General features: G+C 71.1%; 12 protein-coding genes. 4 read left to right on the top strand and 8 right to left on the bottom strand.

Features of this window, described 5'->3' with window-relative positions; genetic code table 11:
• Positions 1 to 23 precede the first annotated feature (23 nt).
• A complete protein-coding gene (locus BO221_RS11160; protein WP_233165907.1) occupies positions 24 to 782 on the top strand; it encodes a YqjF family protein in 759 nt (252 codons plus the stop codon).
• 3 nt (positions 783 to 785) lie between these two features.
• Here the strand turns inward: BO221_RS11160 and BO221_RS11155 are convergent, their stop codons facing one another.
• Together BO221_RS11155 and BO221_RS11150 are read right to left on the bottom strand one after the other, a co-directional pair.
• A complete protein-coding gene (locus BO221_RS11155; RefSeq protein ID WP_073560405.1) occupies positions 786 to 1718 on the bottom strand; it encodes a hypothetical protein in 933 nt (310 codons plus the stop codon).
• A gap of 336 nt (positions 1719 to 2054) precedes the next feature.
• Complete coding sequence (locus BO221_RS11150; RefSeq protein ID WP_073560404.1) at positions 2055 to 3446, bottom strand: serine/threonine-protein kinase; 1392 nt, start codon at positions 3444 to 3446, stop codon at positions 2055 to 2057.
• A gap of 207 nt (positions 3447 to 3653) precedes the next feature.
• Between BO221_RS11150 and BO221_RS11145 the strand changes: the two genes are divergently transcribed.
• Both BO221_RS11145 and BO221_RS11140 read left to right on the top strand, forming a co-directional pair.
• Complete coding sequence (locus tag BO221_RS11145) at positions 3654 to 5963, top strand: ATP-binding protein (RefSeq protein WP_083680945.1); 2310 nt, start codon at positions 3654 to 3656, stop codon at positions 5961 to 5963.
• Positions 5960 to 7774, top strand: a complete 1815-nt coding sequence (locus BO221_RS11140; protein WP_083680944.1) for an OPT family oligopeptide transporter — start codon at positions 5960 to 5962, stop codon at positions 7772 to 7774. The genes BO221_RS11145 and BO221_RS11140 overlap by 4 nt, the downstream gene beginning before the upstream one ends.
• Before the next feature lie 7 nt (positions 7775 to 7781).
• On the opposite strand, the gene BO221_RS57295 is transcribed toward BO221_RS11140, so the two are convergent.
• The 4 genes from BO221_RS57295 to BO221_RS11120 all read right to left on the bottom strand — a co-directional run bounded on the left by BO221_RS57295 (position 7782) and on the right by BO221_RS11120 (position 14826).
• Entirely contained in the window at positions 7782 to 9419 is a 1638-nt protein-coding gene (locus tag BO221_RS57295) for a hypothetical protein (protein ID WP_143195390.1), read from the bottom strand.
• A gap of 87 nt (positions 9420 to 9506) precedes the next feature.
• Positions 9507 to 13529 (bottom strand): serine/threonine-protein kinase, encoded by a 4023-nt coding sequence (locus tag BO221_RS11130; RefSeq protein WP_073560402.1) that lies wholly within the window; start codon positions 13527 to 13529, stop codon positions 9507 to 9509.
• Between the two features lie 99 nt (positions 13530 to 13628).
• Entirely contained in the window at positions 13629 to 14177 is a 549-nt protein-coding gene (locus BO221_RS56065; RefSeq protein WP_233165904.1) for a hypothetical protein, read from the bottom strand.
• 136 nt (positions 14178 to 14313) lie between these two features.
• On the bottom strand, positions 14314 to 14826 hold the full coding sequence (locus BO221_RS11120) for a hypothetical protein (RefSeq protein ID WP_073560400.1): 513 nt from the start codon (positions 14824 to 14826) through the stop codon (positions 14314 to 14316).
• Positions 14827 to 15071: 245 nt separating this feature from the next.
• Between BO221_RS11120 and BO221_RS11115 the strand changes: the two genes are divergently transcribed.
• Positions 15072 to 15371 carry a hypothetical protein gene (locus BO221_RS11115; RefSeq protein WP_073560399.1) on the top strand — a complete coding sequence of 100 codons (300 nt, stop codon included), beginning with the start codon at positions 15072 to 15074 and terminating at the stop codon, positions 15369 to 15371.
• On the opposite strand, the gene BO221_RS55425 is transcribed toward BO221_RS11115, so the two are convergent.
• Both BO221_RS55425 and BO221_RS11105 read right to left on the bottom strand, forming a co-directional pair.
• Complete coding sequence (locus BO221_RS55425; protein ID WP_073560398.1) at positions 15308 to 19780, bottom strand: AMP-binding protein; 4473 nt, start codon at positions 19778 to 19780, stop codon at positions 15308 to 15310. The genes BO221_RS11115 and BO221_RS55425 overlap by 64 nt on opposite strands.
• Before the next feature lie 172 nt (positions 19781 to 19952).
• Positions 19953 to 20996 (bottom strand): polysaccharide lyase, encoded by a 1044-nt coding sequence (locus BO221_RS11105; protein WP_073560397.1) that lies wholly within the window; start codon positions 20994 to 20996, stop codon positions 19953 to 19955.
• Positions 20997 to 21170: the final 174 nt, after the last annotated feature.

Below are 21170 nucleotides of genomic sequence, written 5' to 3'. Positions count from 1 at the left end.
GCTCCGGGGTTATGAAGGAGCCCGTGCCCGAGATCGATCGCCTCAGTCCCACGCGCCGGCCGGACGAGCGGCCCGTCATGTACCAGAGCTGGCGCCATCTGCTCTTCCTGCACTGGCCGCTGCCGCCGGAGGTGATGGCGCCGCTGCTGCCGCCGGGCCTGACGCTGGACACCTTCGATGGCCAGGCATGGGTGGGCCTGGTGCCCTTCACCATGCGCGGCGTGCGGCCCCGGGGCCTTCCCGCGGTGGGCTTCCTGTCGGACTTCCACGAGACCAACGTGCGCACGTACGTGCACTTCCAGGGGAAGGACCCCGGCGTCTGGTTCTTCAGCCTGGAGGCCGCCAATGCCATCGCGGTGCGGCTCGCGCGGGCGTGGTTCAAGCTGCCCTACCAGTACGCGCGCATGGAGCTCACCGTGGGCGGGGCAGGGGAGTCCTTCGCCTACCGCTCCGAGCGTCTCTGGCCCGGGCCCACGCCCGCCACGTGCGCCGTGCGCTGCACGCCCCGGGGTCCGGCCGCGCCTTCGATTCCGGGCACGCTCCAGCACTTCCTCGTCGAGCGCTACTTCCTCTACTCCACCGCGAGGGGCTCGCTCTTTCGCGGCCAGGTGCACCACCCGCCCTACCAGGTGCGCGGCGCGGATGCGGAGGGCCTGGACGAGTCGCTCCTGGCGGCCGCTGGCATTCCCCGTCCCGCCGAGCCTCCGATGGCGCTCTTCTCGGAAGGCGTCGACGTGGACGTGTTCAGCCTCCGGCGCGTCCAATCCCTTTCAGGGCGGTGACGTTCAGCAGGAGCCGCAGTCGGCCGCGCAGCTCTTGGCGGTGGTGCCGGTGCCGCAGCTCTCCGTGGCCTGGCACACGCCGTCACCGCAGGTGTAGAAGTCCGAGGGCTTCATGCGCGTGGTGATGGGCCGGTAGGTGACACCGTTGTAGGTGCACGTGGTGTAGAAGGTGTTGGTCCCGTCCCGGGTGCAGTAGTTGGAGCAGCTGCCCACGTACGTCATGGGCGTGCACTGCGAGGCATTGGGCGAGCCGGCGAGGCCACACACGCGCGGGCTGCTCTGGCTGCTCGTCAGGCTCAGGCCGTCGTTGCCGCCGTAGACGCCGGTGCTCCCGTCGAAGAGGTTGCCGAAGAAGCACGCCTCCTTGACGCTGTAGTCCGCCAGCTCCTGCGTCGTATAGGTGATGGTGTTGCCGGCCCCGTCCAGCCCCAGCAGCGAGATGGTGACGTTGATGCCGAACTTGTTGGCGTGCGCCGCCATGCAGCCGGACACCACCTGCAACTCCGCCGTGGTGGCCGCCGAGCCGCCCGCCCAGCCCGGGGCGAGTCCCAGCAGGCCATTCCACGTATAGGTGGTGCCCCCGCCCGTGTACGAGCGCGTCTGGCCCGAGGGCACCGCGCACGCCACCACGTACTTCATCACCTCGTTGCGCACCGTCGGGTCGCCCTGGAACCAGGTGTTGAAGCTGCTCGTCGCCAGACCGGTGAGCGTCAGCCCGTTGAGGCTCAGGCCATTCAGGCTCAGCCCGTTGAGGCTCAGGCCATTCAGGCTCAGCCCGTTGCCCACGATGATCTCCTGGGCCGTGCTCCCCCACTCCTCCTGCCCGCCCATCTCTTCTGGCAGCTCCTCCGCCGGTCCGCACCCCACGGCGCAGGCCAGCACCACTGCCAGAAACTCCCAACCGTTGCGCCGAGACTCGAAGGTCTTCAACAGCATGGTCCACCCCCTGGGAACGGATGACGCGGGATATGTCGCTCTGCCTTTCACTCCCCCTCGTGGAGCCCTTCGGAATTCCAGCCCGACAAGCTGAACTCCACGCCATCAGTGTGACTACTGGTATTGATGAAAGAAAGGGTAATCAGGTGAAAACCGCCTAGTCGGTCAAAATTGAGACACCTGAAACGTCGGTAATGGGCAACCGGCCCACCCGCGACGTCAGGCAGTGAATGGCGTTTCACGTCCTGTCCGTGGACGTGCGAAGACGGCGTGAAGCGCGAGGCCTCACGCCGTCTGGGATTGAGAGAGGGAAAGGGGAGTTGCTACCGGCCCGCGTCAGCCGGCCAGCGGCAGGGAGCAGGCGCGCGCGGCCGAGGGGGTGACGCCGAAACCGCTCGCGTCCCGCACCACCCAGCCGGCGATGTCCGCCAGGGGACCCCCGGTGATGTCGAGGCCCTCGGGGCCGCGCCGCGCATCCACCTGGCCCACGTGGACGCAGGCGTGGACGCTCACGCGCGTGCCGGCCGCGAGCTTCCGCGCGCGCTGGTGCAGCTCGCGCGCCTTCTCCAGCAGCTCCCGGGCATCCGCGTGCGAGGCTTCGTCGAGCGGGCACACGCCCAGCAGCGCCATGCCCGTCTGCACGGCGAGCACGAAGCCCGCGGCGCGCAGCTCCTGCTCCAGGCCGTCGAGCACCTCGCTGACGGCGGCATACGCGGCGTCATCCTCGGCGCCCTCCTCGAGCTCCACCTCGGCGTGCAGGGCGAAGGCGCGCACGCTGCGGCCCTGCGCCGTCGCCTTGCCCGGGCCCGCCGGAGCCACGGCCTCGCGCAGCGCGGCGCGGAAGGAGGCCACGTCCGGGTAGCGCCGCTCCGCCTCCTTCTCCAGGCAGCGCAGCACCACCGCGTCCACCGCGGGCGGCACGGGCACCTCGCTGCTCGGCCGCGGCGCCGGCGCCTCCAGGTGCATCCGCTCCACCTCCAGCCGGTCCTCGGACTGGAAGGGGTAGTGGCCCGTCAGCATCTGGTACAGCAGCACGCCCAGCGCGTAGATGTCCGTGCCGGGCCCGATGTGGCCGCTGCGGAACTGCTCGGGCGCCATGGCCTGCGAGGTGCCCAGCCGCTGGCCCGCCACCGTCAGCCCCTCCTGCCCCGGCTCCGGGTGGATGAACTTGGCGATGCCGAAGTCCAGCAGCTTCACCACCGGTGACTCTCCCTCGGACACCACCGCCACGTTGCTCGCCTTGAGGTCGCGGTGCACCACGCCCGCCTGGTGCGCCGCCTCCAGCGCCGCGCACACCGGCTCCAGGTATGCCAGCGCCCGCTCCGGCGACAGCCGCCCGCGCTCCTGCAACAACTGGCTGAGCGTGCGCCCCGGCAGCAGCTCCATCACGTAGTACGGGCTGCCGTCCTGCAGCATGCCGAAGTCGTACACGTCCACGATGTGCGGGTGGCGTATCTGGTTGACGACCCGCGCCTCGCGCACGAAGCGCTGCAGCATCTCGCCCTGATCCGTCAGGTGCGGATGCAGCACCTTCACCGCGGCGCGCCGGCCGAGGATGCGATGTTCAGCTTCGTACACCGCGCCATGACCGCCCGAGGCGAGCACCGCCTTGAGCATGTACTCACCGGCGAGGGCACCGGGAGCGAGCTGCACGCGGGCGGGTTGCTCGCGGGGCGGCGTCCGCTCGGTGCGGGGGAGGATGTGAAAAGTGCTGTCCGTGTCCGCCATTGCTTCAAGTTTACCACCCCCGGACGAGGGCCTCCGGAGGGGGCCCCCCCTCTGTCGAGCGCACGGCACTTGGGTTACCCTCGTGGAACGAGGTGTCCACTGGTGGATGGATGGGCTCGCGAGACACCGGGAGGGTGAGGTGCCCCGAGCCCCGACTCTGCGGGATACTTTCTCAGCTGACGAAAAACTCCTGCCCCCGGGAAGAGCATGGCCATGAAGATGGTGGACGATCTCACGATGTGTGGAGGGCCCGCGAAGCCGCTCCAGTCCTCGGAGAGTGCGTGCCTCATCCTCACCAGCACGACGACGCCGGCGGCGATCGGAAAGGTGTTCCGCATCGAGACCGCGGAGCACGTGCTTGGACGGGGAGCGGACGCGGGATTCCAGATCAACGACCATGGTGTGTCGCGCCGGCACGCGCGCATCACCCGGGCGCCCGAGGGCAACTTCCACCTGGCGGACCTGGGCTCCACCAATGGTACCTACCTCAATGGCGTGCGCATCGCGTCCGCCGAGTTGCACGAGGGGGACCGGGTCCAGATTGGCACCGTCACGGTGCTGCGCTTCTCCATGCGCGAGCTGGTGGAGCAGGGCGAGGAGCAGCTGCGCCAGGCCCTGAGCGCGGCGCGCGTGGGCATCTGGGATTGGAACGCCGTCACGGGCGCGGTGACGTGGAGCGAGCAGGTGGACCGGCTGCTGAGCCTGCCGGTGGGCTCGCTGTCGGGGCGCCCCACGGACCTGTCCGAGGTGGTGCACCCGGGAGATCTCCAGCGCGTGCGCGAGGCGCTGGCCACGGCGCTCGCCCAGCGCGTCCACCTGGACGTGGAGTGCCGCATCGAGCTGACGGGCGCGCGCGGCCGGTGGTTGTCCTGCAAGGGTGACGTGCTGTGCGACGAGACGGGCACTCCGGTGCGCATCACCGGCACGGTGATGGACATCACCGAGCGCAAGGTGGCCGAGCAGGAGCTGCGCCGTCAGGCGCTCATCTTCGAGAGCCTGTGCGAGGGCGTGGTCGTCACGGACCGGGCCGGGCGCATCATCGACTGGAACGCGAGCGCGGAGAAGATGTTCGGCCGGGGCAAGGCCGAGGCGCTCGGGCAGACGCTCTTCTCGCTGCTGCACCCGGGCGTGGAGGACAAGCGCACGGGCGAGGTGCTCGCCGCGTTGGAGCGTGACGGCCGGTGGACGGGGGAGATGGACTTCAAGCGGGCCGATGGCACGCAGAGCTACTGCGAGTCCGTGGTGGCGCCGCTGCGGGACGCGGAGGGCCGGACCATCGCCCACATCATGGTCCACCGCGACACCACCGAGCGCCGCCTGCTCCAGTCGCGGCTGCAGATGGCGGACCGGCTGGCCTCGGTGGGCACGCTGGGCGCGGGCGTGGCGCACGAAATCAACAACCCGCTGGCCTACATGCTCGTCAACCTGCACCTCATCTCCGAGGGGTTGGACCGGCTGCGGAGCTCGCCGGTGGCGGAGACGGTGGATCCGCTGCACCAGGTCATCCGCGAGACGGTGGAGGGCGCCGAGCGCATCGCCTCCATCGTGAGGGATTTGAAGACGTTCGCCCGGGGCCAGCAGGAGGACCGGCTGGGACCGGTGGAGGTGAGCAAGGCGGTGGAGCTGGCGTGCAAGATGGCGGACAACGTCATCAAACACCGCGCGCGGCTGGTGACGCAGTTCGAGCCGGTGCCCTCGGTGCAGGGCAACGAGTCGAGGCTGTGCCAGGTGTTCCTCAACCTGCTGCTCAACGCGGCGCACGCCATTCCCGAGGGAGATGCGAGGGACCACGAGATTCGCGTCGTCATCCGCGAGAGCGGCTCGGGAGACGTGGTGGTGGAGGTGCGCGACACGGGCGTGGGCATGGCGCCGGAGGTGCAGGCGCGCATCTTCGATCCCTTCTTCACCACCAAGCCGGTGGGCGAGGGCACGGGGCTGGGGCTGTCCATCTGCCACGGCATCGTCGACTCCATGGGTGGACGCATCAGCGTGGAGAGCCATCCGGGCAAGGGGAGCACGTTCCGCGTGAGCCTGGGCGTGGCGGGTACGCCGGTCGAGGTGCGGGCCGAGCCCGCGCCGGTGCCCACCGCGGGCCGCGCGCGCATCCTGGTGGTGGACGACGAGCCGTACGTGACGCGGGCGCTCCAGCGCTCGCTGTCGCCGGACCATGAGGTGGCCACCGTCAACGGTGCCCGGGCCGCGCTCAAGCTGATGGACCAGGGCAACCGCTTCGACCTCATCCTCTGCGACGTGATGATGCCGGGGATGACGGGCATGGACCTGTACGCCGAGCTGAACCGCTCCTCGCCGGACCAGGCCCAGCGCGTGGTCTTCATGACGGGCGGGGCCTTCACCCCGAGGGCGCTGAGCTTCCTGCAGGAGGTGTCCAACCCGAAGCTCAGCAAGCCGTTGGATATGCGCCAGTTGAAGGCGCTGGTGGGCCGCTCCGCGCAGTCTCCGGCCACGACGCCGTCACCGTCCTCGCCCGTGACCGTGTTCCAGGGAGACGCCAGATGAGTGAGCGGCAATCCGGGAGCGCCGCGGCCACCCCCGTGCTCGTTCCAGACGAGTCCTCGCCTCCCTCGCTCCACCCGGTGCCCGCCGTGGCGCCGGCTTCCAGTCCCCCCGAGTTGACGGCCCGTGCGCTGGTGGCCGGAGGGCTCATCGGCGCGGTGGTGGCCATCACCAACGTGTACACGGGGCTGAAGACGGGCTTCTGGGAGTCGGGGTGTGTGCTGTCCTCGCTGCTGGCCTTCGGTGGCCTGTCGGCGATGGCCCGGCGTGGCCCGCCTGTCTCCCCGCTGGAGACGAACCTCTCCCAGACGGCCGCTGTCTCCGTGGGCGCGGTGCCCGCCACCGCGGGACTGCTGGGCGCGGTGCCCGCGCTCGCCATGTTGGGGACACAGCCGCCGGGCTGGGCCGTGGCACTGTGGGGCGTGGGGCTGGGGACGCTCGGGGTGTTGTTCGCCTTCGCGCTGCGCCGGCGCCTGCTCGAGGACGAGGCCCTGCCCTTTCCCACCGGTGCCGCCACCGCGCAGCTGATCTCCACGCTGCACTCCACCGGCTCGGCCTACGCGGCGCGTGTCCGGGGCCTGTGGGTGAGCGGACTGGCCTCCATGGGGCTCACCTTCTCGCGGGATGCGTGGGGCCTCGTGCCCCAGGCCTCGCTGCTGCCCGGCTCACTGACGGTGGGCGGGTTGGGCGCGAACAGCCTGATGCTGGGGATCGGCTGGAATCCGATGATGCTGGGCATCGGCGTGCTGGTGGGACCGCAGGCGGGGCTGAGCATCCTGCTGGGCTCGGCGCTCGCGTGGACCGGACTGGCACCCTGGCTGGTTCGCGCGGAGGTGGTGAAGGATGCCTCGTTCCCCACGCTCGCCGGGTGGCTGCTGTGGCCCGGCGTGGGGCTGATGGTGGGGGCGGCGGCCACGTCGCTCCTGTCCCAGGTGGGGGCCCTTCCCTCGGTGATGAGGGATTTGCGCAAGCTGGGACAGGACGGGACGGGCTGGGAGTCCACGGCCGGCCGGTGGGTGGCGAGGGCGGTGCTCCCGGCCATCGTGCTCACCGGGGTGATGGCGTGGTTCGCCTTCCAGTTGAGCCCGCTGTACTTCCTGCTGGCGCTGCTGCTGACGTTCCCGCTGTGCGCGGTGTGCGCCCGGGCGACGGGCCAGACGGACATCGCGCCCATGAGCCCCGTGGGACAGCTCGCGCAGGTGGGTTTCGGCCTGGGCGTGCCGGGCCATCCCGGCCTCAACGTCGCGGCCGGTGGCGTGGTGTCGGGCGCCGCGTCGCATACCAGCGGCAGCCTGTGGTCGCTCCAGGCCGGACGGCTGCTGGGGGCCAGTGCCTCGCGCCAGTTGCTCGTCCAGCTCCCGGGGGTGCTGCTGGGCGCCGCCGTGGCCATCCCCACGTACGCGTTGCTGGTGTCCGCGCACGGGCTGGGCTCCGAGACGCTGCCCATGCCCACGGCGCAGCAATTCAAGGCCGTGGCGGAGCTGGCCTCGAAGGGGCTGGGAGAGCTGCCCCAGTCCTCCGCGTTGGCCACGGGCCTGGGCTTCCTCGCGGGCGTGCTGTTGTCGGTGGGCGCGCGCGGGCGGCTGGCGAAGTGGCTGCCCTCGGCGGCGGCCATGGGTATCGGCTTCGTCGTGCCGGCCTACTACGCGGTGACGCTGTGCCTCGGGTCCCTGCTGGCCGCCGGGGTGGCTCGTTTCCGTCCCTCGGCCACGCAGACGGTGCAGTCGGCGGGCGCGGGCGCCATCATCGGCGAGTCCCTCCTGAGCGTCCTCATCGCGGCGCTCATCGCCGCCGGTCTCATCCACCAGGGGTGAGCGCGGCTCAGGGCTGGGCGTCCTCCACCACGGGCTGCGCGGAGGGCGCCGCCGCGCACGCGTAGCGCCACCGGTTCGACTTGCGCGCGTACACGCCTCCCACCCCGGGGCTGCACTCCATCAACAGGCGCGTCCCCATCTCCTTCTGGTGGGAGACGGTGTACTCGGTGCTCGTCTGGAAGGTGCCGGCGATTCGCAGCCCGGACCTGTCGTCCGGTTGGATGGCGGCCCAGCCCTTGGTCCACTCGAGGAAGCGCGGCGGGTGCTGGGTGAGCCAGGCCTGCGCGTCCTCTTCCAGCATCTGCGGCGTGTTGAGGCCGAGCAGGTCCACCACGAAGGCGTTGCCGAAGAAGCGCGAGGCGCCCGCGTCGAGCACCCACACCACGTCCCCGGGCGAGGCGTGCGAGAGGAAGAGGCCCTCCTGCACCTGCAGATCGTCGATGTTGTGCGCGTCGTTCTCGAGCCGCGCCAGACGGGGCGCCAGCCCCGTGGCCATCACGAGGGGCAGTACCGCCACGGCCAGCGCGGGAATCCGGGGGCCGTGGCTCGCCAGCCGCCGCTCCAGCCACCCGCCCAGCAGCACCGGCAGGGCCGCCAGGAGGAAGGGCAGGGCGGGCAGCACGTAGCGCTGCGCATAGAAGCTCTCCACCTTGCCCAGGCGCCCCAGCGCCAGCGAGACGGAGCAGAACGCCAGCCCCACGGCCACGAGTCCGGCCGCCAGGCGCTCCGTGCTGCTCGCGGACTGGCGGCGCCACACGGTCAGCAGCGCCAGCGCCACCAGCACCAGCAGCACGGGCCCGGGCCAGGAGACCTCCGGCAGCAATTCGGAGTAGCCCACCCGGTGCGAGTGCCACAGGGACGGGAGCAGCGGAGCGCGGGAGGAGGTGACCTTGGCGTAGAACGTCGCCGGCAGCGGCCGGCCGGAGGCATACAGGTTCCACGCGGCCCACGCGCCGCCGCCGAGCACGAGCCCCGCCGCCGCCTCGAGCCAGCGCCTCACGACGGGCCTCCACCCGGGCTGGGGGCGCACCACGAGCGGCAGGAGCACCAGGAAGACGCCCACCTCGGGGCGGGCGAGCGGACCGAGCGCGCCACACAGCGCGTACAGCCAGGGGCGCTGGCCGCGCTGCACGAGCACGAAGCCCACCGCCGCGAGCGTGGCCAGCGGCACCTCCATGCCGGAAATGCTGGCCCCCACCAGGTGAGGGCTCACCAGCACCACCAGGGCCGCGCTCAGGGCCCGGAGCCGGCCCGCGTCCCGAAGCACCGCGTACAGGCCGGCCGCGGTGAGCGCATGCAGCAGGAAGCCGAGCAGCTTGGTGACGAGCACCGCCCGCCCCACGCTCGCCTCGCCGAGGTGCGCCACCGACACCACGAAGGCCCACAGGGGGGACGTCTCCCCGGTGGCCGGCACGCCGGGGTTGTAGCTGAGCCAATCCCCCCGGGCCACGCTGCGCGCGTAGACGGCGTGGATCCACGCGTCATCGAGCGGAAAGCCGCGCGACCGCCAGTACTCGGGTGCGAGGGCGAAGGTGAGCGCCAGCACCGCCACCCCACAGCCCACGCCCACCAGCCAGCCAAGGCGCCTTTCCAGGGTCGTGGAGGCGGGGACGGAGGGACTCGGGGCGGAGGGGTCGCTGCTCATGGCAAGGGCGCGACTCTACCTCACGGGACGTGGCCGGCACGGACCTTCCACCGGGCTTCCAGGCAAGCGCCCCGCTGGTTCGCGGCCTCACGCCTCGGGGAAGAGGCGCGCGCTCTCCAGGCTGCGCTTCAGCCGGTCCCTCATGACGTTGGGAATCGTCTCCGCCCGGCGCAGGGCCTCCTCCAGGATGCGCACGGCCTCCTTCCGGCGGCCCCGCCGTAGCAAGGCCCGCCCCATGAGCTCCAGCACTTCCAGGGGCTCCTGCTCCACCGAGAACTCGTTGGAGCGCTCCAGCAGTGCCTCCCACTCCGCGTCGGTGGCGTCGCGCGTGGCCAGATCCACCGCGTCGAACATGACCTCTTCCGAGGGGCTGAACTCCGCGCCGCTCTGCTTCAACGTCTGGCGGATCTCCGTCAGCAGCACGCGCGTCTTCTCGTCCTGCCCGAGGTAGGCCAGGGCCCGGGCCTGCAACAGCAGCGCCCAGGGCCTCGGGGCCATCTCCGGGTGGTGCCGCTCCAGCTCGATGGCGCGGATGATGTGCGGGGCCGCCGCCTCCGCGTTCCCCGCCTGGTGGAGCAGCTCGCCCATGTTGTGCTCGGCGAAGTACTCCCAGCCCACCATGCCCAGCTCGCGCCCCAGGTGCAGGAAGCGCTCCTGGTCCTGCATCGCCCCCTGGACGTCGTTGCGCGCCACCCACAGGTTGCGCCGGTTGTTGATGGCGCTGCCCAGGTGCAGCCGGTCCCCGCGCTCGCTGCACTCGGCGATGACCTCCTCGAGGATGCGCTCCGCCTCGTCGATGTGGCCGATGTTGGGGAGGATGACTCCCAGCAGCAGCTGCGCCACCACCAGCGACTCGTAGCCGGCATCTCCCAGCTTCCGCGCCCGCTCGGCCGCCTCCCGCAGCGGCTCGCAGCACTCCACCCACTGGCCGTTGCGGAACTGCGCGCGCCCCAGGCCCAGCAGCAGCCGCAGCTGCAGCAGCGGCGATTGCAGCTTCCGGGAGAAGGCCAGATCCTGCGCCGCGTACACCCGCTCCTCCGAGCGCGCGTAGTCGTTGATCCAGTCGTAGGCCATGGCCTCGTCCAGCAGCAGGTCCACCTCGTCGGAGACCGCTTCCAGCTGCCGGGCCAGCTCGCGCGCCGCGGCGAAGTCCGCCAGCGAGTCCTCGTAACGCCCCACGCGGTAACGCATGAGGCCCCGTCCCCGGAGCACCGTGAGGCGGCGGCGCCGGTCATCGGGCTCCAGCAACTCGAGCGCGCGCGTATAGGTGGACTCGGCCTCGATATAGGCGTGGCGGCCCCGCGCGGACTCGGCCAGGTCGATGTAGAGGGCGGCGGCCTCGTCACGCAGGCCGGCGGCGGCGGCGTGCAGGGCCAGTCGGGGCAGGCGCTGGCGCTCGGCGGCTCCGGCCTTGCTCTGGTAGTAGCGGAACGCGGCGCGGTGGATGCGCGCCCGGTCCGCCTCGGGCAGCGAGCGCTCCACCGTGGCGCGCAGCAGCTCGTTGCGGAAGCTGAGGCCCTCCTGGCGGTGGCTCACCAGCAGGCCGAGGTCCAACAGCCGGCGCGTGGCATGGCGTGGATCCAACGGGAAGTCCGCCGCGCCGCCGTCCTCCTCCAACGCGTGCACCACGCCCTCGGCCTCGGCCGCGGTGAAGTCCGGGCCGAGCAGTGCGCACAGCCGCGCGTGGGCCGCGAGCTCCACGGGCAGCGCGCCCAACTCGCGGTCCGCCAGCCAGTCCACCAGCCGCAGCTCCGGCATCCGGTCCAGCTCGTCCGTGGCCAGGAACCAGCTGCCGCCACTGGCGCGCTGACGCACGAGGCCCTGGCGCTTGAGGCCCCGCACCAGCTCCACGAGGAAGAGGGGGACGCGCTGGGCGCGCTCGGAGAGGTGCTCGAGCGCGGCGGCGGGGATGTTCTCCGCGGGGCGCAGCAGGGTGCGGCACAACTCCACGGCGCTGGGCGGTGAAAGCGGGCCGAGCGGCAGCACGTGCCGGCGGGCGGCGCGCGTACCCCAGGAGGGGCGCAGGCGCTCGAAGCCGGGGCGCGCCAGCACGCACACCCAGAGGGGCAGGCGGGACTCGGCGAGCGCGGCGTACTCCAGCGCGTCCAGGGCCGTCTCCTCGGCGTACTGGGCGTCGTCGAGCAGCAGGCACAGCGGCCGGCGGCGGGCACGCGCGGCCAGCAATTCACCGGCGGCGCGCATGGCCAGCGAGCGAAGGGCGCCAGGTGCAGCGGCCCAGTTCTGCAGTCCGGCGGCGCCAGGTGCCAGCCACCCCAACGTGGAGGCCACGCCGGGCCACAGCTCGGTGGCCAGCTGGGGCCCCAGCAGCTCGAAGCACGTGGCGCGGCCCTCGTGGTCGGAGCCCGTCAGCTCGGCGTCGCCGCGGAAGTCGTACAGGGCGCCGCGCAGCAGCATGCGCAGGGTGCCCTCGGGATCGCCCTGCACCGGCTCGCGGGCGCGCCACGTGACCACCCGCGCGTTGGGCAGGGCCACCTGAAGTTGCTGGGTGAGCGCGGCGCTCAGGTGCGTCTTGCCGTGGCCCCGGTCTCCCAGCACGGTGACGAGCGTGGGCGCGCCCTCCACCAGCGCCAGGCCCGCGCTCTCCATCAGCTCGGCCAGCTCGCTGCCGCGGCCCACCAGCACGCCACTGCCATGCTGGAGGATGGTGACGTCCTCGCGTCCCAGGCTCGCCGGCGCGCGGCGGAAGACGCCCTCGCGGCCCGTTACCGGCTCACACGGCAGGTCTGGCAGGGCCTCGGCCGCGGCGGTGGTGAGCAGCAGGGTGGAGGGATCGTCGTCGGTGGGGTAGCGGTCCTTGCGCGCGAAGATGGGGCCGAGGTAGCGCGCGGGGCCACCGGGACGGCGCTGCACCGTCACCGTGGCCACGTCGATCAGCGCGGCGGGCGCGAGGTTCTGCGCGGCGAGGCCCTCGGCGGCCTGCCGGGCGCGCCGCACGGGATTCTCTCCCGCGTCCGGATCGAAGACGCCAGCGAAGCGGGTGCCCTCGTGGGAGGCCATCTGCCCGCCGAAGCCGGCGAGCGCCTTCTGCACGGTGACGGGGTTGGCGCCCGAGCGGAAGAAGAGCACCGCCACCGAGCGCCGCACGGGCGCGGGCGGGGTAGGGGCGGCCTTCTCGCGTGCGAGGGGGGGCGGGGTGGAGGGCTTCTCGGTGCTGGCCAGTGCCTCCTGGAGCGCGAGCCGCAGGGCGGACACGGAGTCATAACGGCGCTCGCGCTCCTTGGTGAGGCAGCGCAGCACCACCTGCTCGAGCGCCGCGGGCACGGACACCAGCTCCGAGGGACGCAGGGGCCGGCGCGCCAGGTGGGCGTGGATGACGTCGGCCGGGGTGCCGAAGAAGGGCGGCCGGCCGGTGAGCATCTCGTAGAGGAGGACGCCCAGGGAGTAGATGTCCGAGCGGATGTCCAGGCCGGACTGGCCGGAGCATTGCTCCGGGGACATGTACTCGACGGTGCCCGCGAAGGAGTCGCCGATGGGGGGCGTGGGCTCGTCAGCGGAGGAGTGGGCTGGCGTGCTCACGGAGCGCGCGAGGCCGAAGTCGAAGAATCCGGCGGAGCGCGTGGCGTCATCGAGGAAGACGTTCTCGGGCTTGAGGTCGCCGTGGAGGTAGCCGTGGCCGTGCACCACCGCGAGTGCGTCCAGCAGGGACTGCGTGCGCGAGGTGAATTCGGCGAGCGGCATGGGGCCGGACACCTGCGCCATGCGCTGCGCGAGGGTGGGCGCGGCGATGAACTGCATGACGAGGTACGGGGCGCCGTTGGGGAGGGTGCCCGTGTCATGCACCGCGGGGACGGTGGGCGGGCCGATGACGCGCAGGACTTCGCTCTCGCGGGCGAGCTGCGCGCGGGCGAGGGGCACCTCGGAGTGGGCCACCTTGATGGCCACGCGTGAGCCATCGTGCTCGCGCCGGGCGGAATAGAGGGTGCCGAAGCCGCCACGGGCCACCTCCTCCTCGGGCCGGTAGCCGGCGAGCTCGAGGGACGGCGACGGCCGGCCACGCCCCGCGGAGGGGGCGTTGGTCGGGGTGGCTCCTCGAGGACAGTGCGCGTGGGTCCCCTCCCAACGCTGCCCGCATGTCACACAACGCGGCACGTCCCCAATCTACCGCAACCCGGCCGGCTTTCGCCGCTTCCGGGCCAAAATCGGGAGTCCCCCCAGGGGGTTGGAATGAACCCACCCGATAAGCAGGACTCAGAGCGCGTCCGGCTTCGTGCGTGGTGGCCCGCGCCGCAGGGGATCCCACACGAGCTGCTCGGTGGGGATCAGCTTCATGTTGGTGAACCCGTGGCGCTCGACGAAACGCGCGAAGCGCTCGGAGACGGTCAGGCATCCATACAGTCCCCGAGGACGGAAGATGTCCTCTCCTCCCCAGGTGCCAGGCTCCAGGGTGTAGCCGTAGATGGCGTTCTTGGTCGCCTCGCGGCATTCCTCGCATGTGGGAGGGGCGTCGGCGTAGACGATGCGGCTGCGCGCCATGTCCACGGCCGCGCGGCTGATGGGGCTGGTCCTGACGACGAGGTACGCGGGAACGTGGGTAGCCTTGGGGCCCCGCCGCTTGCGGCGCACCCGGGCCACCTCCACCGGGTGGAAGCCCTCCAGCCCCGTCAGCCCTTCTTCCTTGAAGGCCTGGGCGAACCGCTCGGACACGAGCAGGTCATCACCCGAGGGCTCGATGAAGTCCCCGAGCTCCTCACCGTGCAGTACCAACTCGACGCGGTAGGGGGGCAGCCACTCCAGCATCCCAATCGCACCACCGCACCGTGGGCAGTCGGGCCCCTCTCCGCGATTGATGGGGTCAAGTTTGTCGACCTCGACATCGTAACGGGACCGTAGCTTGTCCTTCTCCAGGATGAAGAATCGTGGGGAAGCCGTTGGCTCAGAAACCATGGGGGAACCTCGCCAACATGTCGGGCCGGTTGTAGATCTCCCGGAGGTGGGCTTCGAACTCTTTCGCGGTCGCATCGCGGTTGCGCTTGAGCCATTCGACGACCTCCGCGTCCACATCCCGGTGCCACTGCTGGTAGCCGCAGTGGGCTTTCTCATCCACGGCCCGGCTGACGAAGCGCGGGTCACGTTCCTTGTACTGGCCCTTGAGCGTCCTGTGCTCCTGTAACTCCTTGGCGATGAGCCGGGAGATGATGTGGTGCAACTGTCCGGTGCACTGGATGGGCTCGGAGCAGTCCGAGGCCACATCCTGCAGGATGTCATCCCCCTTACGGATGGCCTTCTCCACCTCACTGTTCCGCGAGGAGAGCTTCTCTATGAGCTTCACGGCCTCCATGGCAGCGTCGACCACCCTCGCCTCGGTGTCGCACAGGCACTCCACCGGCGTTGGGTCGGGTGTGGAGGGAAGCTGCGTGAGCAGCAGCACCAGCAGGCTCGCGAACATGGGGCTCCTCTGTCTCCGTGATGGGGCCCGGAAGCTACCGCGTGGGCGCGTGGGGTTGTTGCCGAGGATGCGAGCCCCTACGCACGGGCTCTCCCAGGTGCAAGGGGACGAGAGAGGGGCGCTCCGTCCGCTGCTCCGCGAAGGCGGGGAGCGTGACACCTTGCACCGGCGGGCGAGCGGCTCCACCTAGAAGGGGTCAGGGTCACGGGTGGAGGCTGGGGGAGCCACTCTGGGAGGTATCTCCAGTGAAGCTCGATTTTTCCTCGTTCCTGCTGGGGCTCGGGGTGGGTGCCGGTTCGATTCTCCTGGGCAAGCGGTTGCACCCGCTGGTGCTGGGGGCGGCCACGCTGCTCTTCCGCCTCCAGGAGCGGGTGATGGCCGCGACGCCCATGGGGCAGCAGGCCCTCTCGGAGCTGCTGGCCGAGGCCCGGGCCCGCGCGAGCCTCCCCGCTGGATTCGCCAGGGGCCTCCACTCCAAGAGCTACCGTGAGCCCGAGCCGAAGCGTGCGCGGAACATGGCCACCAGGTCCTCATCGAGCACGTAATCCTCGATGTAGAGCCGCGCGGCCTCGAAGCGCAGCTCGCGCAGCTTGCGGTAGTGCAGGTCCAGGTCTCTCGGAGCCGGCGTGCCCACGAGGCACGGAGCGTCCTCGAAGCGGGAGCTGAGGATGCTGGAGAAGACGCACCCCATGAGCGTGTCATCGAGCGGGTGCAGCAGCTTGAGCGCGGCGCGAATCTTGTGATCCCATCCGGTGGCGAAGGTGATCTCCCGGATCTCCCCCACGGGCCTGTGGCTGCGGATGGCGCCGGCCTCGGTGAAGAGGACATCGCGGCGCTCCTGGAAGCGGCGGATGGCGCGGCGCGGATCGAAACAGTGGGGCGCCGAGTCATCCACCACGAGCGTGCCGGGGCGCAGCTTGTCCACGTCGAGCAGGTTCGCGGCGCTGGTGGCGCTGAGCAGGACGGAGGCCTCGTACACCTCGTCGGGCGCGGTGTTGCCGGAGATGCACGTCACCTCCACCTTCCCCTGGAAGCGCAGCTCCGTCACCAGCTCCTCGGTGAGCCGCAGCAGGTACTCGCGCCGTGCTGGGACGTCACACAGCCGGAGGGAGCGCGGGTGCGGCAGCGTGCGCAGCAGCAGGCGCAGGATGGCGGTGCCGATGGAGCCAGCACCCAGGAGCGCCACGTGCTCGTCCTCCAGCCTCCGTCCTCCGGCGCGCAGCACCTGCTCCACCATCATCACGAAGCAGGCGGCGGTGGTGGCATGGCCGGTGGTGAGCCGGGGCAGTCCGGAGCGGCCAGCCGTGGCCTCCACGAGTGCACGTCCGTAGTCCGTGGCCGAGGGCACCAGGCCCGTGAGGGACACGGTGTCGGCGCCCAGGCGCGCGGCCTCCTCGAGTCCCCGGACGACGGCGTCCACGGTGCGCTGCTTGTCCACGTAGAGTCCCGCGTCCTCCAGCGGCAGCACGATGAGCCCGATGCGGCCGAGGAACGTCTCGTACACGCTGACGAGCGAGGCCTCGCCGTGGAGACAGTCGCGGATGAACTCGCGGGGCGTGAGCCGCAACTGCTCCAGGAAGGCACGGGGCAGGGTGGCGAGCGCGGCGGCGTCCACGGAGAGCTTCGCGCTGTACTCCACCTTGCGCGCGGGCTTGCGCTCCTCGGCGCCGCCCACGTCGTTGTAGACGTCCGCGACGGAGAGCAGGTGCACGGCGCTCTCGGGCAGGGTGGGCCCGGCGTAGTAGAGCGAGAACAGCACCTTCTCGAAGAGCACCGGGAAGGACAGGCGGGACGAGACGAGCTCCTCCAGCCTCGGGTCCAACGTGCCGCGCAGGCCCTGGCGCTGCTCACGCAGGTGCACCTTGAGACGCTCCCAGATGTGGATGACGGAGAGCATCTCCAGGAAGTCGGGGCGCTGGAATTGCTGGGGGAAGGGACCAGGGAGCGTGGTGGTGCCGTTGCTCTCGGCCGTGAGGAAGACGCGGACGGTGTGCGCCAGCAGGTTCAGCATGGCGAGGAAGCTGGCGTAGAACTCGCGGTCGCTCCCGAGCTGGCGCATGGGGATGACGGAGTCCAGGTCCGCGAAGGTGCCGTTGAGGAGCACGTTCTGCGGCTCGATGCACTGCCCGTTCTTGAAGTGCTGGATGTCGCTGGGGAAGTAACCGAGCAACAGCATGCGCGCGGTGAGCCGCACCCACGAGTCGACGACGGCCTCGGGATCCAGGTTGTGCTTGAGGGTGGCGTAGACGAGGCGCGTGTTGGAGAAACCGCCCGAGCCGGTGCGCTGGCTCTCCTGGGCCAGGGTGCCGGCGAAGTGGCTCACGCGCGGGAAGGGCGCCTTGGGGAACCAGTAGACGTAGCAGGCCAGCCCATCGCGCAGCTCGTTCTGGGCGATGGTGAGCGTGAAGCCCGACAGCAGCGGCAGCAGCCGTGAACGGAAGCGCGCCACCACCTCCTCGGACCAGCGCACCACCAGCAGCGGCAGCGGCAGCCCGCCGGGCTCGTGGAACTCCTCCAGGAAACGGCCCTGCAGCTCGGCCGCGCGCTGCGCCTCGGTGAGCGCCTCGGGCAGCGTGACGGCGCCGGGCACCTTGCGCTCCTGGATGAGGAAGTACTCCAGCGTGTTCGTCACCGAGTGCTTCGCGAAGCGCTCGAAGAGCCGCTGCTGGAGCAGATGGAAGAAGCCGCTCTGATCCTCGCACCGCACCTCGGCGCCCTTGATGGCCAGCACGCTTTCGCCCGGGCCGCGCCGGTAGAAGGAGCGGAAGTGGCCCTGGGGACGGAAGAAGCCCTCGGTGTCGAACGTGCCGTTGGTGGGCGGCACGGGGATGTCCCGCTTCATCCGCTCCAGCTCCTCGGCCACCCAGGGCTCGGCCTCGCGCAGGTAGCGCCAGAGCGCGGGCGCGTCGCGGGCCACGTCCCAGGCAATGGAGAACGGGCCCGACTCCGCGCGCGGCTTGCGCGTGCCCAGCTCCTCCAGCAACTGCCCGAGCGGATGGCTCAGCAGCTCCTCCCCCCGGAGCGTGAGCCCGTACCGGTCCGCCAGCAACTGCTGCAGCTCGAGCTGGCGCATCGAGTCCAGCCCGAGCTCCGCCAGGGTGAGCCTCGGGTCCAACGCCTCGGGGGCGATGCCGATGAGGCGGGCGAGCTGCTCGCGCAGGAAGGCGGAGGGGCTCGCGTCGGTGGGCTCGGCGCGGGGCGGCGCGAGCCGGGCCGTGTGCAGGATTTCCAGCGAGCCCGCGAGGTACTCCTGCTTGCAGGCGCTCCGCTGAATCTTGCCGCTGGACGTCTTGGGCATGGTGCCGTGGCGCACCAGCACCAACGTGCCCAGGTGGATGCCATGCGCCGCGGCCACGGACTGGCGCGCGGCGTGGGTGATGTCCTCGGGGCTGTCTCCCTCGTGGTCGCGGTGGACCTCCTGCACCACCACGAGCCGCTCCTCCTGCCCGGAGTCGACGGAGAAGGCGGCGCCACAGCCGGGACGCAGCGCGGGGTGGCTCTCCTCGACGGTGCGCTCCAGGTCCTGCGGGTAGTGGTTCCGGCCGCGGATGATGATGAGGTCCTTGATGCGGCCGGCGAAGAACAGCTCGCCCTCCTGGAGGAAGCCCAGGTCCCCGGTGCGCAGCCAGGGGCCATCACCGGTGTCCGCGCGCATCGCGCCGAAGGTGTGCTCGCTCTCCCCGGTGCGGTTCCAGTAGCCCTGGGCGACGCTCGGGCCCGACACCCAGATTTCTCCTACCCGGTCCGAGGAGCAACGCGTGCGCGTGACGGGGTCCACGATGAGGACCTGCTCGTCCAGCCACGGGCGGCCCAGGCCCACCAGGCGCCGTGAGCCCGGCGTGCCCTCGGGCAGCTCGACGACCCACCAGGACTCCAGCGCCGCGCCGTCCACCGTGCGCACCGTGCGGCGTGTGCCCTGGAAGCCGCCCGTCACCATGAGCGTGGCCTCGGCCAGGCCGTACAGGGGGCGCAGCGCGTCCGAGCGCAGGCCGGTGGGCGCGAACGTCCGGGTGAAGCGCTCCAGCGTGTCGGCGCGCACGGGCTCGGCGGCGTTGAAGGCGTAGCTCCAACTGCTCAGGTCCAGCCCCACGCGCTGCTCCGGCGTCACCTTGCGCGCGCACAGGTCGAACGCGAAGTTGGGCCCGCCGCTGAGCGTGCCGCGGTAGCGCGAGATGGCGCGCAACCAGCGCACCGGTTTCTGCAGGAAGGACTCGGGCGGCAGCAGGACGATGGGAAAGCCGGCGTACACCGGTTGCAGCACGCAGCCGATGAGTCCCATGTCGTGGTACATCGGCAGCCAGCTCACGCCGACGGAGTCCTCCGTGGAACCGAAGGCCCGCTGGATGATGGCGGAGTTGTGCAGCAGGTTGCCGTGGGTGAGCCGCACGCCCTTGGGCACGGCGGTGGAGCCCGAGGTGTACTGGATGAAGGCGAGCGTACTGGCCGTCACCTCCGGAGGCCGCCACGTCCGCTCGCTGTCCGGCTCCAGTGCATCGGTGGCCACCCAGCGCAGCGAGGCGAGCTCCGGTGCGTGGCTGGTGAGCCCATCCACCAGCTCGCGGATGGCGTGGGTGGTGAGCACCAGGGTGGCCTGGGCATCCTGGACGATGGCGCGCAGCCGCGGCAGCGTGCGGTGCAGGCGCGACGGGTCTGGCGGATACACCGGCACGGCCACGACGCCGGCGTACAGCGCCCCGAAGAAGGCGGCGGCGTAGTCCAGCCCGAAGGGGTAGAGGAGCAGGGCGCGCTCGCCGGCCGCGGCCGAGCGCTGGAGCGTGGCGGCGATGGCCCGGGCCCGTTGATCCAGGCCCGCGAAGTCCAGGTGCCGGGTCTCCGTCTCTCCGTCTTCCAGGAGCGTGAAGACGCGGCGCGAGGGCTGCTCCAGAGCCCTCTTGCGCAGGATGTCCACAAAGGTCGAGCCGGGCTCGCGACGCACCACTACCTGGGGCTTCATGTCTCTCGGCACTGCGGATGGGGGGGCCGCCGCGTGGGGGACGCGGCGGTGCCGGGGGACATGAGGGGGTTCCCCCCAGCGGACGGATCTTCATCCGCCCGCCTCCGGGCTTCAATGCCGGTGGGGAGAGCCTGGATGCACCGGGTGGGGCAGGGTCACCCCACCCGGGTATTCAGCGACGCTGGGAGTGCGAGCGCCGTGCGTGGGCGGGCGCGGTGGCCGCCTTGCGCCGGCCCATCAGTGCGGCCAGGGCCAGCCCGGCGGCGACGAGCAGGGGCGTTCCCCCGGTCGACGACGCACCGCAGCTCGCGGGAGGCACTCCCGTGCCGGAGAGCGTCGCGTCCCCGGGGACGAGGCTGCCCGTTCCCGGGGCGGAGTCCGAGGGCTGCTGGGCGATGGGGTCCGACTCCTCGGGCGGAGGATCTCCCTCATCGGAGGAACCATCCACCGGCGGGCTCTCCGGGGCCGGCTGGGGCTCGGGCTGGGGCTCCGGGGTGGCGACGACGGGCGGGGGCATCACGTCCTCCAGGCGCGTGGCCTGGACGAAGCCGTCGTGGAAGACGACGCCCTCGGGGGCGATGGACGCGTCGCGGTACAGGCCGAGCTTCAGGTAGTTGAGCTGGCCCGAGTACTGCGTGGCGATCTTCGTCAGCGGCACGACCACCTTGCCGTTGTGGTACAGCTCGACGAAGCCAACCTTGGGATCCGGCGACCACTTCACGTGCAACACGAAGTCGTTCCACAGCTCGCGCTGGAGCGGAGCCCGCCAGATGATCTTCCCGCTGGTGCCGCCCACACGCAGGCGCAGCTGATCATCCACCACGTAGAACTCGAGCGGCGGCGAGCCACCGTTCCCGTCGTGGTGCCACTGGGTGAAGATCTGCCACTTGGGAGAGCGCGGGAAGCTCTTCGGGAAGAGGGTGCTCCACTTGTAGAAGAACTCGGAGCCGGCCTTCTCCCGGTCCAGGTAGAGCAATTCGTTGCGGTTGCCGCTCGCGTTGATGGGGTTGTCGCCCTGACGGACGGTGGTCTTCAGCGCGTAGCGGCCCTCTCGCGTGGGCGAGCTCACCACCAGCAGGCGGCTCGAGGAGACGGTCTGCTCGCGGTCCCACTGCGAGAGGTTGCCGGTCTCGAAATCTCCCCGCCACACGGTGGAGGCGGTCGCCAGGGTGGGTAGCAGCAACGCGAAGGGGGCAAGTTTCAGCAAACGCTTCAAGCTCTGTCCTTTCGTTCCGTTTGGGTCACCTCGGACAAACGGAACGCCTTCCCACTTCCCGGCGTGCTTCCCTGTCAGCCCTCCTTGGAGGCTCCTTGGAGCAGGAGCCGTCTGGCCTCCTCGTGCTGCTTCGGGACACACGAGCCCCTCGCCGGTTGCCCGTCCGGCGAGGAG

It is taken from the genome of Archangium sp. Cb G35, assembly GCF_001896145.1.
In the GTDB taxonomy this organism is placed as follows: domain Bacteria; phylum Myxococcota; class Myxococcia; order Myxococcales; family Myxococcaceae; genus Archangium; species Archangium violaceum.
The sequence above is the reverse complement of the archived record's forward strand: the minus strand, read 5'-3'. Positions and strand labels throughout refer to the sequence as shown.

What these genes read in the sequence shown, in the direction of transcription:
- BO221_RS11155 (WP_073560405.1), bottom strand. Translation starts at nt 1,718, where the DNA reads ATGCTGTTGAAGACCTTCGAGTCTCGGCGCAACGGTTGGGAGTTTCTG.
- BO221_RS55425 (WP_073560398.1), bottom strand. Translation starts at nt 19,780, where the DNA reads ATGAAGCCCCAGGTAGTGGTGCGTCGCGAGCCCGGCTCGACCTTTGTG.
- BO221_RS56065 (WP_233165904.1), bottom strand. Translation starts at nt 14,177, where the DNA reads ATGCTGGAGTGGCTGCCCCCCTACCGCGTCGAGTTGGTACTGCACGGT.
- BO221_RS11120 (WP_073560400.1), bottom strand. Translation starts at nt 14,826, where the DNA reads ATGTTCGCGAGCCTGCTGGTGCTGCTGCTCACGCAGCTTCCCTCCACA.
- BO221_RS11145 (WP_083680945.1), top strand. Translation starts at nt 3,654, where the DNA reads ATGGCCATGAAGATGGTGGACGATCTCACGATGTGTGGAGGGCCCGCG.
- BO221_RS11150 (WP_073560404.1), bottom strand. Translation starts at nt 3,446, where the DNA reads ATGGCGGACACGGACAGCACTTTTCACATCCTCCCCCGCACCGAGCGG.
- BO221_RS11140 (WP_083680944.1), top strand. Translation starts at nt 5,960, where the DNA reads ATGAGTGAGCGGCAATCCGGGAGCGCCGCGGCCACCCCCGTGCTCGTT.
- BO221_RS57295 (WP_143195390.1), bottom strand. Translation starts at nt 9,419, where the DNA reads ATGAGCAGCGACCCCTCCGCCCCGAGTCCCTCCGTCCCCGCCTCCACG.